At 70.9% G+C, this 12,170-nt stretch carries 6 protein-coding genes; all 6 read right to left on the bottom strand.

Annotation, left to right across the window (positions count from 1 at the left end):
• Nucleotides 1-76: 76 nt before the first annotated feature.
• A complete protein-coding gene (locus tag IEY14_RS16765) occupies nt 77-2,719 on the bottom strand; it encodes an ATP-binding protein (protein ID WP_188910515.1) in 2,643 nt (880 codons plus the stop codon).
• Nucleotides 2,720-2,968: 249 nt separating this feature from the next.
• A complete protein-coding gene (locus tag IEY14_RS16760) occupies nt 2,969-5,920 on the bottom strand; it encodes a hybrid sensor histidine kinase/response regulator (RefSeq protein WP_188910513.1) in 2,952 nt (983 codons plus the stop codon).
• A gap of 17 nt (nt 5,921-5,937) precedes the next feature.
• The gene (locus IEY14_RS16755; RefSeq protein WP_188910511.1) at nt 5,938-6,888 is read right to left on the bottom strand and encodes a response regulator; all 951 of its coding nucleotides are present in this window, start codon (nt 6,886-6,888) and stop codon (nt 5,938-5,940) included.
• Between the two features lies 1 nt (nt 6,889).
• A complete protein-coding gene (locus IEY14_RS16750; RefSeq protein ID WP_188910509.1) occupies nt 6,890-8,230 on the bottom strand; it encodes an HlyD family type I secretion periplasmic adaptor subunit in 1,341 nt (446 codons plus the stop codon).
• Nucleotides 8,227-10,476 (bottom strand): peptidase domain-containing ABC transporter, encoded by a 2,250-nt coding sequence (locus IEY14_RS16745; RefSeq protein WP_188910507.1) that lies wholly within the window; start codon nt 10,474-10,476, stop codon nt 8,227-8,229. The genes IEY14_RS16750 and IEY14_RS16745 overlap by 4 nt, the downstream gene beginning before the upstream one ends.
• Complete coding sequence (locus IEY14_RS16740) at nt 10,473-12,161, bottom strand: ATP-binding cassette domain-containing protein (protein ID WP_188910505.1); 1,689 nt, start codon at nt 12,159-12,161, stop codon at nt 10,473-10,475. The genes IEY14_RS16745 and IEY14_RS16740 overlap by 4 nt, the downstream gene beginning before the upstream one ends.
• Between the last annotated feature and the right edge of the window lie 9 nt (nt 12,162-12,170).

The raw sequence follows: 12,170 nt of genomic DNA, 5'->3' as shown, positions 1-12,170 counted from the left end.
GATCCCGATGCCGTCCTCCGCGCATGTCGTCCTGTCTGGACCGCCCTTGCCTCTAGGTTGGGTTCCCCACTGCCCGTCAGGATGCGCCGACGGCCTCCGGCGCCTCGTCCTCGCGGGACGGCCCCGCCTCCAGTCGCGGCAGCAGGCGGGCCGCCAGCGCCAGACATCGGGCGATCGCGGCGGCCAGCGCCTGGATCGTCTCGGTCAGATCCGCGCCGCGCTTTGCCTCGCCTTCGAGCACCGCGCATAGCCGCCCCAGCTCGAAGAAGCCGAGCGTTCCCGCCATCGACACGATCTTATGGGCCGTCGCGGCGAGGTCCGCGCCGGTGTCGAAGGCCAGTTGCAGTTCGGCGATGCCGCCGAGGAGCGTCCGGAGGCAGGTCGCGGTCCGGACCGGCCCCAGGAGTTCGACCAGCTCCTCGAACGTCGCGCGGTCGAAGCGGCGGCCTTCCGTCTCGCCGCCGGCCGGGCACGCGGCGCCGCGCGCCAGCCATTGCCCGATCTTGGCATAGAGCGTTTCGCGGTCGATGGGCTTGGCGATGAAATCGTCGATGCCGGCGGGCGCGAAGCTCGCCACCTCCTCCGGCAGGACATTGGCCGTCAGCGCCAGGATCGGCAGGTCCTTCGGCAGCGCCGCGTTCTCGCGGATGAGACGCGCCGTCTGGCGGCCGTCGAGACCGGGCATCTGGATGTCCATCAGCACGAGGTCGAACTCGTGCCGTTCCAGCGCCGCCAGCGCCTCGTAGCCGTCCTCGACCGTCGCGACCGAATGGCCGGCTCGCTCCAGGAGCACGGTCGCCACCTCGCGGTTGATGGCGATGTCCTCGACGAGGAGGATGCGCCCCGTCCGCCGTTCCGGCAGCGGCACGAGGCTGCGGCAGTCGGACAGGCCTTCGGCCGCCGGCAGCTCCACCGTGAAGCGGAAGGTCGAGCCCCGGCCCGGCGCGCTTTCGACGCAGATGAGGCCGCCCATCAGCCGGACGAGATCCTGCGCGATCGAGAGGCCGAGGCCGGTGCCGCCATATTGCAGGCTGATCGTGCTGTCGGCCTGGGTGAAGCGGTTGAACAGCCGGTCGAGCTGCTCCCGCGACATGCCGATGCCCGTATCGCTGACCGCGATCGTCACCATCGAGGCCGGGTCGGCCTCGCGGCGATAGGCGGCGAGCGAGACCTGGCCGCCGCGCGAGAATTTCACGGCATTGCTGAGAAGGTTCAGGATGACCTGGCGCAGCCGCGCCTCGTCGCCCTCCACGAGATCGGGCAGGCTCGGGGCGCGGTCGAAGGAGAGCGCGACATCGGCCTCCATCGCCTGCGCCTCCAGAAGGCCGACGCAGCCGTCGAGGAGCGCGTCGAGGCGGAACGGCCGGCGGACGAGTTCGAGTTTGCCGGCCTCGATCTTCGAGACGTCGAGCACGTCGTCGATGATCATCTTCAGCCCCTGGCCGGCATTGCGGATGAGGAGCAGCCGCCGCTCGGCGGCGGGCGACATGTCCTCCTCGTCGAGAAGGATCTCGGCGAAGCCCATGATGCCGTTCAGCGGGCTGCGCAATTCGTGGCTCATCGTGGCGAGGAACTCGCCCTTGGCCCGGGCCGCCTCCTCGGCGCGGTTCAGCGCCTCCTCGACCTGACGCGTGCGCTGGACCACCCGCTCCTCCAGCGTCGCGTTGGTGGCGCGCAGCGCGTCGGCGGTGCGGCGCTGGCGCTGGAAGGCGGCGAAGAGCGCGGCCGACAGCGTCTCGACCTCGGGATAGCCCTTGGAGCGGGGCAGCTTGCTGATGTCCTCGTCGTCCTGGACGCGCATCGCCTTGTGGACGAGCTCGCGCAAGGGGTCGGTGATCCGCAGGGCGATCAGCCAGCCGGCGACGGCCGAGGCGATGAGGAGCATGACGCCCGCCGTGGCGATGGCCCGCGTCAGGCGCGTGATCGGCGCGAAGGCGTCCGCCACCGGCTGGCGCGCGACGACGGACCAGCCGAGCCCCGGAAAGGAGCGGTAGCCGACGGCGCGGGACACGACCTGCACATAGTCGGGCGAGGCGAGGTCGAGGGTCGTGCCGATCTCGGCGGGGGGGCCGAGCAGGACGACGCCGGCCGAGGAGGTGACGAGGAGTTCGGAATTCTCCAGTTCCGACAGCGTCGCCAGCACATCGGCGCGCACCTCGTCCGCCCAGCTCCAGCTGAGATGGCCGCCGATCACGCCGAAGAGCTGGCCGGAGGCGTCCCGCACCGGCGCCACGACATCGACGAAGCGCAGTGGCGGCGCGCCGGGCGGGGCGAGATATTTCTGGAGAAGCTTCGCCTCGTGCACGTCGAGGCCGGACGGGGCGGCGAGGCCCGCCTGGAACCAGGGCCGGGCCGAGACGTCGACGCCTTCGAGGAGCTGGCCCGTCGCGGCGATCACATGGCCGTCCGTGCCGGCGAAGCCGATCCAGGCATAGGTCGGATTGGCGGCCTGGAGCCCTTCCAGATAGGTGCGCTGCGCGGCCGTGCGATCGCTGTGGAAGAGTTCGGGCACCGCCGCCGCCCGCATGATCTCGCTCTGGCGCTCGAACATATGGGTGTCCAGCCGCCCGCTCATCTGATGGGCGGCCTGCGACAGCTGGCTCATGACCGAGGAGGTCAGCGCGCGCGACCCGACGTCCTGCACGAACCAGCCGAGCACCACGACGAGCGCCGTGGCGAAGCCGGCAAAGATCAGCGACAGCCTGTAATGCAGCGGCATGGATTGGCGCCCGTTCCTCGGAAGATCCGTCCGCGACGGGGTCCCTTCGGCCCCTGCCCTCGGCGCGGCGCGGCCACGGCCGCCCGCCCCGGCAAGGCCCCGCGCCACGCTTTCGCGCGCGCGGGAGCCTGTCGCCGACCCCGAGCCTAGAGAGCGCCGGTTGCCGCGAGCTTTTGGCCAAGCCCTTGGCGACACGATCTTTTCTTGCCTGGCTGCGGTTCTGCCCGCAGCCGGGAAGGGCCCGCCCGGTCAGGCCGAAAGGGCGGTGGGCTGGCTTTGCGACAATTGGTCGATCGCGGCGAGCGTCAGCTTGAACAGGCGCTCCATATGCATGGCGAGCGCGTTCAGCTCGTCCATCGACGCCTTGCCTTCGGCGAGCACCCGCTTCTCGAACTCCTCCGCCAGGAGCGCCAGGCCGAGGGCGCCGAGGATCCGGCTGGAGCTCTTGATCGTGTGCGCGGGCAGCACCGTCTCCTCGATCCGGCCCGTCGCCAGCGCCTCGCGGATCGTGCGCAGATAGAGTTCCGTATCGGTCTTGTAGAAGGAGACCAGCGCCTCGAACTTCGTCATGGCGGCGCGCGTCTGCTGGAACAGAACGGCGTCGACCAGCGGCACCTTCGGCCGGAGGGCGGCCGGCGCGCTCGCGACCCCGCGAAGCTCGGGCCGCGCCGGAACCGGCGGCGCGGCGGCGACGACGGGCGCGGCGGCGGCCGGCGGGGCGCGGTTCGGCGCGGCGGGCGCGGGCTTGGCCGCGGCGCGCATCGCCGGGGCCTGCATCACCAGTTCCAGCGTCGCCTCCAGATCCGGGATGCTCACCGGCTTGGTGATGAAGGCGTCCATGCCGGCGGCGAGGCAGCGCTCGCGATCGCCCTTCAGCGCGTTGGCGGTGACGGCGACGATCGGCGTCGCCGCCATCTCGCCGCCCGCCATCATCTCGCGCAGGAGCCGCGTCGCCTCGTAGCCGTCCATCACCGGCATCTGGCAGTCCATCAGCACCACGTCGAAGCGCTGCGCCCGCGCCTGCTCGATCGCCTTCGGCCCGTCGCCCGCCATGACGACCTCGAAGCCGAGCCCGGTCAGCACCTCGCTGCCGAAGAGGAGGTTGACGTTGTTGTCGTCGACGAGGAGCGCGCGCTTGCCGTGATGCGAGGGCAGGACATGCGGCCCCTCCTGCGCGGCCACGGCGTCGCCCGCCCCCTCCCCTTCGTCGCTGCCGACGAGGCGCAGCATCGTGTCGGCCAGCGCCCGGCAGCCGAAGGGCTTGATCACCACCTGGTCGAACTCGCTGTAGCGCGGATCGACCTGCTGCTTGCCGAGAACGGTGGTCGGCAGGTTGCCGAGCTCGGGATGCTCGCGCACCAGCTGCTTCACCTTCATCGCCTGGCCGATATGCCGGCCCTCGTCCACGACGACGAGGCCGAAGGCGCCGAACATCTGGGCCGAATGGATGAGACGCTCGGCGATGTCGGCGGTCGGCTCGAAGCTCTCGCAGTCGATGCCGCAGGCCGGCAGGCCGTCCTCCAGGATCTGGCGCAGCGAGGGCGAGGAGGAAACGAGCGCGACGCGCAGGGTGCCGCCCGGATGGGCGGGCGCCGGCTCCAGCACGTCGAGCGCAAGCTGGAAGCTAAAGGTCGAGCCGCGTCCGGGCTGGCTGGCGACGCCGATCGTGCCGCCCATCAGCTCGCAGATCTCCTTGCAGATGGAGAGGCCGAGGCCGGAGCCGCCATAGAGCCGCGTCGTGCTCGCCTCCGCCTGGCTGAAGCGGCAGAAGAGCTTGTCGAGATTCTCGGCCGAGATGCCGATGCCGGTGTCGCGCACCGCGAATTCGACGGTGCAGCGGCCGGCATCCGTGCCGTCGTCGCGCCGGCGGGCGGAGACGACGATCTCGCCCTCGCGGGTGAATTTCAGGGCGTTGGAGATGAGATTGCTGAGGATCTGGCGCAGGCGCGTCGGGTCCGCCTCGACCTGCGCCGGCAGGCGCGGATCGATGTCGAGCAGGATGTCGATGTTCTTGCTATGGGCGGAGACGGCGTAGAAGGAGACGATCTCGGTGAGCAGCCCCGGCAGGCGGGTGCGCACCGGATCGATGGCGAGCTGGCCGCTCTCGATCTTCGACAGGTCCAGGATGTCGTTGAGGATCGCCAGCAGCACGCAGCCCGAGGCGCGGATCTGGTCGGCATAGCGGCGCTGCGTCTCCGTCAGCTCGGTGCGGCGCAGGAGCTCGGCCATGCCGAGCACGCCGTTCATCGGCGTGCGGATCTCGTGGCTCATATTGGCGAGGAAGACGGATTTCGCCTCGTTGGCCTGGCGCGCCTCGGTGAGGGCGCGGCTCAGGCGGGCGCGGGCCTCGGTGCCGACGCGGTGATGGTGGAAGACCACGGCCGCCGACAGGAGGGTGACGAGGCCGAGCCCGGCCATCATTACGAAGAGGTCGCTGAGACCCGACAGGCTCTCCTCCAGATCGGCGCTCAGCTTGAAGTTGCGCGCCAGATCGATCGTCAGCGGCCGCCTGGCGGTGGGGAACACGTAGCCGAGCATGGCCGAGGGGGCCGCGAAGCGCCATTCCATCGGGCCGGTATCGCCGGTGAAGGCGATGCGGTCGAGCCGTCCGTGCTGCATGGCCTCCGCCGCGTCGGCGACGATGGACCGGAGATCCACCACGGCATAGACGACGATGAAGTCGTCGCCGGCCGGCGAGGTGCGCAGCGCCTCGGCCATCACCACCTCGTTGTCGGCGACGGCGGGAAAGAGGTTCGGGAAGTCGCCGGCGCCGAAGGTGAGGATCCAGCTCTCGTCGGCGCGCAGCCGCGACAGGAGCCGGGCGAATTCCGTGCCGTGGCTGGCGTCGAGGATGCGGCCGGAGCCGAGGACGCGCGCCTCCTCCAGCGGCTGGCTCGACGCGACATAGCCGAAGGCGCGGATATAGGGCGAGCGGAAGAAGGGCGAGTTGATCTTCTCGGTGATGCGCTCGGCGACGCCGCTGGCGATGAAGGCCGTCGCGTCCTTCATGCGCAGCATGATGCGGTCGGTCTGGAAGCCGACGGCGCGGCCGTAGAGCTGGGTCTCCTGGTTGAACTGCTCGCGATGGCGCTGCACGGTGTTGAAGCCGTACCAGCCGATCATCGCGATCATCAGGATGAGGGTCAGGGCGAGAAGCGAGGACGGGGCGCCCGTCTTCCAGCCGTCGGTCGAGATCTTCATGGCGTCCGGTTCCGTCTTCACCACGCGACCCGCGACTGGCGGGCGACGAAGCCCACCGCCTGGTTGCCGGTCTGATCGAAGGAGAGCTTGTCGAAGGAGAAATTCGCGGCGCGCGAGATGCCGCGTCCGCAGGCCGCGCCCGACCGCGTCGGGTCGGAGGCGAGGAAGGCCTTCCAGTTGAAGCCCGGCCCGTCGTCCTTGACGCTGACATAGATGCCGTCCTCGCGCCGCATGGCCGTCGCCTCGACCGAGCCGCCCGCATAGGCCGGATCGGCGGCGCGCCGGGCGAGCGCCTCGGCCCAGCGGCCCTCGCGCAGGAGCCGCGCCTTCGCCTCGAAGCCGAAGCGCAGCACGCCGTGCTCCACCGCGTTCTGCACCAGCTCAAAAATGCCGTGGATCGTCCGGCTCGGCTCGTCGTGCATGGAGGCGAGCATGCTCGCCACCGGCTCCACCTCGGCCGGCTGGCGCAGCGTGAAGCGCATCACCTGAAGCAGCGGAAAGGCGGCGTGATGGCTCTTCAACGCGGCGGCGAGCGCGCCCTGGCGGGCGACTTCCTGCATGGCCGCGCCAAGGACGGAGGCGAGCAGGCGCTCGGCCGGGGGCTTGGTCAGATAGTAGAAGGCGCCCGCCTCGATCCCGGCGCTGACATCCTCGGTCTCGGACGCGCCGGTGAGGATGATGACCGGGAGATGGCGCGTGTCGCGTTCGCGCTTCAGGCGCCGCGTCAGGCCGAGCCCGTCGAGAAAGGGCATGGTGCGGTCGGTCATCACGATGTCGGCGAGACCCGGATTCTCGCGCAGCATGGCGAAGGCCTCGGCGCCGTGGCTGGCGGTGGTCACCGCGTAGCCGAGCGTTTCGAGCCGGCTTTCGATGAGGGCGAGCGTGCTGCGGTCGTCCTCGACGAGGAGGACGCGCGGGCGGTCGGGCGCCGCGGCCGGCGCGCGGGCGGCGGGGCTGGTGGCGAACATCTCAGCGCTCTCCGAAGGAGGTGCCCAGCGCCTTCAGGACGGGGCTGAGGAAATAGGCGAGAACCGTCTTATCGCCGGTGACGATGTCGGCCGCGACCGCCATGCCGGGAATGACCCGCGCCTCCGGCGCGAAGGGCAGGCGCGCATCGGCGAGATCGATGCGGACGCGATAGAAGGGCGCCTCGCCCGGCTCGGCGAAGGACGAGGGCGAGATCTCGCCGACGCGGCCCTCCAGCCAGCCGAAGCGGGTGAAGTCGAAGGCCGTCACCTTCACATGCGCCGGCATGCCGAGCTTCAGATAGCCGATCTGCGCGACGGGCACGCGCGTCTCGGCATGCAGCGTCTCGCCGAGGGGCACGATGGTGGCGAGCGGCTGGCCGGGCCGGGCGATGCCGCCGAGCGTCGTGATCTCCAGCGCCTTGACGATGCCGCGCACCGGCGAGGTGACGGTCAGGCGATCCTGCCGGCGCTCCTTCTTGCCGACATCGCCGTCGACGAGGGTGCGGGAGGCGAGAAGGTCCTGCAACTGCGCGGCGACCTCGGATTTCGCGCCCGCCAGCACGCTTTGCAGCTTCTCTTCGGTCTCGCCGACCTTCTCGGCCGCGGCGCCGCGCTTCTCGACGGTGACGCGGATGTCGTTCTCGACATCCTGAAGCGCCTTGCGCCGCTCCGCCTGCTGCGAGGCGGTGGCATAGCCCTTCTCGATCAGCTGGCCGATCCGCGCGAGGTTCTCCTCGGCGAAGCGGCGGTCGTCCTCGAGGCCCTTCAGCTGCGCGTCGAAGGCGGTGACCTGAAGCCGGGCCTGGTCGATCTGGCTCTGGAGCAGCGCCTTCTGGCTGCGCTGCGCCGCGCGCCGCTCGTCGAAGGCGAGCCGCGCGGCGGCGACCTCCGGCCCGGCGCCGAAGGCGGCGAAGTCGGGGTCGCGCGCCTCGGTCTCGGCCTTCAGCGCCTCGATCCGGGCGAGAAGGCCCTGGCGCTGGTCCCGGGCGACGGTGACGTCCTCGCTCGTCGTCGCGTCGTCCAGGACGAAGAGCGGCGCGCCGGCCGCCACGAGGTCGCCCGGCCGCACCAGGATCTTCTCCACGATGCCGCCCTCGAAATGCTGCACGACCTGCTCGAAGCCGGCCGGCACGATGGTGCCGCTCGCCTGCGACACTTCGTGGACGCGGGCGAGCGCCGACCAGCCGATGCCGCCGAAGAGGCCGAGAACGGCGAGAAGCGCGACGGAGCGCAGGAAGCGCTGCGGCGCGGTCTCCGCCACCAGGACGGGCTGCGACAGGGCGGCGGCGCGCGCCGCCCGGCGGCGGGCGCGGGGCTTCGGAAGGACTTCAGCGAGGGTCATGCGAGGCTCGCGGAGAGGGTGTCGGGGGTCGAGACGTGGGGGACATTGCCGTAGCGCAAGTGGATAACCTTGTCGGCCAGTCGAAGATCGTCCGAGCGGTGCGACACGAAGAGCACGGTGCGGCGCCGGCGATTGTCGCCGACGAGCTGGCGGAAGAACCGGCCGACATCCCCGTCCATCAGGCTGTTGGGAATCTCGTCCACCAGAATGATGCGACTATCGGCCAGAATTGCTTGAGAAAGCGCGAACTTGAAGCGGAACTCGGAAGAAATTCCCAGGTCCTCGTCCGGCCCGCAGGGATGGTCGAGACCCTGCGGCAGGCGAGCGACGAGGGCGGAGAGGCCGGTCTCGGCGAGAACCGCGCGCTGGCGCGCCTCGTCGGCGAAGGGATCGGCGAAGAGGAGGTTCTCGCGCAGGCTGCCGGGAAAGAGACGCGGATGCTGCGGCACGTAGCCGATGCGCCGGCGCAGCTCCTCCAGCGGCAATTGCCGCAGATCGACGCCGTCGATGCGGATCGCGCCGAGCGACAGGTCGCCGAGGCCCTGGACGAGTTTCAGCAGCGTCGTCTTGCCGGTGCCGTTGCTGCCGGTGACGGCGACGACCTCGCCGGGCTGGATGTCGAGATTGAGTCCGACGAAGACCGGCCGCGTGTCGGTGGCACGAAGCCCGACATTGAGGAAGCTCACCGCCCCCTGAAGGGGCCGCAGCGGCGCGGTTTCGCCCTCCTCCTCCCGCTCCGGCGCGATCTCCATCAGGGCGTTCAGCTGCGCCAGGCTGCCGCCGAGCTGCTCGAAGCGCTGGACCGACAGGCAGAGCATATGCGTTGGGATCAGGACGCGCGTGCCGAGGATGATGGTGGCGAGAAGCCCGCCCGAGCCGAGCGTGCCGGCCCAGATCGCATGGGCGCCGCCGGCCAGGAGCAGGATCGAGGCGGTGGTGAGGATGAAGGCGGACAGCGACTCGCCGAGCGCGCCGACGAGGCGCAGCGCCATCTGCGACGTCTGCTGGCGGCGGATGCCGCGCGTCATGCGGCTGCTCCAGGCGGCCTGGAGGCCGGCCTGCCGGATGGCGTCGCGCTTCTCGAAGGTCTCGATGGTCACGCGCTGCATCTCGGTGGATTCGTCGGCGGCGATGCTGGTCAGCACCCGCGCCCGGCGGCGCAGCGCCGCGAAGAGGCAAAGATGCAGGAACACGCCGACGAGCGGCACCACGACCAGCCAGCCGCCGAGACAGCCGATCGCGACCAGCGCGAAGAGCCCGACCGGGGCTTCGAGCAGGGTCGCGAAGGCGGGGCCGGTGATGAATTCGCGGATATTCTCGAAGCTGCGCAGCCGCGCCGCCTGATCGGTGACGGCGACGCGTTCGGAGAGAGCCGGCCGGATGCGCAGGATGCGCTCGAAGGAGGCGGCGCTGACGAGGAATTCCACCCGGTTCGCCATCCAGGCGAGGATCTTCGCCCGCTGCGACAGAAGCGCCGTCTCGAAGGCGATGAGCAGAGCCATGCCGGCGATCAGCGAGGGCAGCGGCGCGAGCGAGCCGAGGCTGATGACATTGGCATAGATCTCGATGGTGAAGAGCGGCAGCGCCACCGCCGCCGCCGCCGCGAGGAGGACGGTGACGAGCAGCGCGAAGCCGGCCGGCGCGAAGAGGCCGAGCAGCGCCCGGAACCAGCTCTGGCCGGTATGGGCGCGCTGCGCCTTCGACAGCGGATGGGCCTCGGCCTCCGGCACGAGGCGGAAGGCGCGGGCCCGCCCGCCCTCCCCTTCCGCCGCCAAATCGGCGAGGGCGCCGTCCGGCCGCAGCGTCACGATCCCCTGCCCGACCGGATGGCGGAACTGGAGACGCGGCTCGCCTTTGGCCGGCAGGACGAGGCGCGGCGGCTCCCCGGCCGCGAAGGGCGCGCCCGCCGGAACCTTTTCGGCCCGGATGCCGAGGCGGGCAAGCGCAGCGATCATGCCCTCGGGGCCGAGCCCCTCCCCCGCCACCGGCACGGCGCCGAGGATGCGGCGGAGCGGCAGATCGGTGCCGGACAGGATGCAGGCGGCCGAGAACAGGCGCTCCAGCCCCGGCGCGGCATCGGCGCCGCCCCGGCCGGTGAGCGCCGCCGCCATGTCCTCGACGGCCCGCGAAAGGCGCAGGCGCCATTCGGCCCCGGCGACGGCGGCCTCGCGCGCGGCGAAGGGCGGCGGCACGGGCGCGACGGGCGCCAGGTCCGGCAGGCCGGAGATCTCGGCGAGAGCGGTCATAGGGTCAGCTCGCGATAGGCTTGGCGCGGCTCGGCGCGATGGCTGCCGACGACGCGCAGGCGGTTGGCGCCGAGCACCAGCTTGCGCTCGGCATTGCCGGTGAGGTTGGCGTCGTCCGAGACGATGACGAAGGAGGCCTGGCGATGCACCTTGCCGATGAAGCGGTGCAGCTTGGCATAGCCGCTGCGGTCGAGGCCGCGATCGGCATTGTCGAGGAGGATCAGCCGGGGGCGCAGGACGAGGGCGCGCAGGATGGCGATCTGCTGGCAGAGGCCGGGCGGGATCGCCTCGCCCGCCGCCCCGGTCAGCACCGTGTCGAGACCGTTCGGCAGCTCGTCGAGAAGCTGGTCGATCTCCAGCACCCCGGCGACCTCCATCGCCTCGCCGACCGAGACCTCGCCGAAGCGGGTGATGTTGTCGCGGATCGTGCCGCGGAAGAGGACGCCCTCCGCCGGCACATAGGCGACGCAGCGGTTGAGAAGGTCGGTCGGATAGGAGGTCGGCGGGGTGCCGTTCAGCCAGACCTCGCCGCCGGTCGGCCGGTGGATGCCGGCGAGGAGCTGGAGGAACATCGAATTGGCCCGTTCGGACGGGCCGGACACGGCGGCGATCTCGCCGGGGGCCAGCGAGAAGTCGACATTCTCGAAGAGGCGCGTGCCGTCGGCCTCGAAGCAGGACAGGCGGCTGACGGCGACGGCGCCGGTATTCTCGACGGCGAGATCGGCGATCGGCGTCGCGATCGCCGGCTGCGCCAGCACCTTGTCCACCCGCGCCTCGGCGGTGCGGATCTCGCGCATCTGGACGAGGATGAAGACGGCGCGCTGGAGCGGCGCCATGACGCGGCCGCTGAGGAGGACGAGCGCCGAGACGCCGGCCATGGTCGCCTCGCCGCCGGCGACGGCGGCGGCGCCGAGCGCCAGCATCGCCGCGATGAGGATCTGGCTCGCCACCGGCGCGCTGTTGAGAAGGCGGCCGGTGATCCGCGCGAGCTCGTGGCTGCCTTCGGCGATGCGGCCCTGATGCGCCTCGTAGCGCCGGAGGATCTCGTCCTCGACGCCCATCGCCTTGATCGCCGAGATGCCGCTCAGCATGGCGAAGAGAAAGTCGTAGCGCCCTTCGCTGTCGGCCGAGATGCGGTCGACGAGGCGGCGCATGGCGAGCGCGTCCTTCAGCGTCAGCGCCGCGAAGACGCCGAGGCAGAGCGTGACGAAGGCGCCGGCGGTCCAGGAGATGAGGAAGAGCGTGCCGACGATGACCGGCAGGAACAGGAGCTCGACCAGCCCGACCAGGATCTGGCCGTTATATTTCTCCTTCATGTGCTGGATGGCGGCCAGATGCTCGACGCTGCGGGCCCCCGACAGACCCCCCTCTTCCGGCTCGCTGGCGACGACATGCGACAGGAGCCGATGCGTCAGCGGCCCGGCGAAATTGGCGCCCGAGCGGATGAGGACGACATTGCGCACATAGCGCAGAAAGGCCTCGACCGCCCCGAGGCCGACGACGCCCGCCACCAGGAAGGGCAGCGTGGCGCTTTGCGGGTTCGGCACGATCCGGCCGAAGACCTGGGAGGCGGCGAGCGGCAAGGCGAGGCCGAGGAGATTGAGGGCGAGCGTCGTGGCGAGAAGGGTGCCGACCGGCCGCCTGGCGAGTTCGCTGCGCCAGGGCCGCGCGGGCGGCCCCGGCATCATATCCGC

The sequence above is a fragment of the Aureimonas endophytica genome (assembly GCF_014642635.1).
GTDB lineage: Bacteria > Pseudomonadota > Alphaproteobacteria > Rhizobiales > Rhizobiaceae > Plantimonas > Plantimonas endophytica.
The sequence above is the reverse complement of the archived record's forward strand: the minus strand, read 5'-3'. Positions and strand labels throughout refer to the sequence as shown.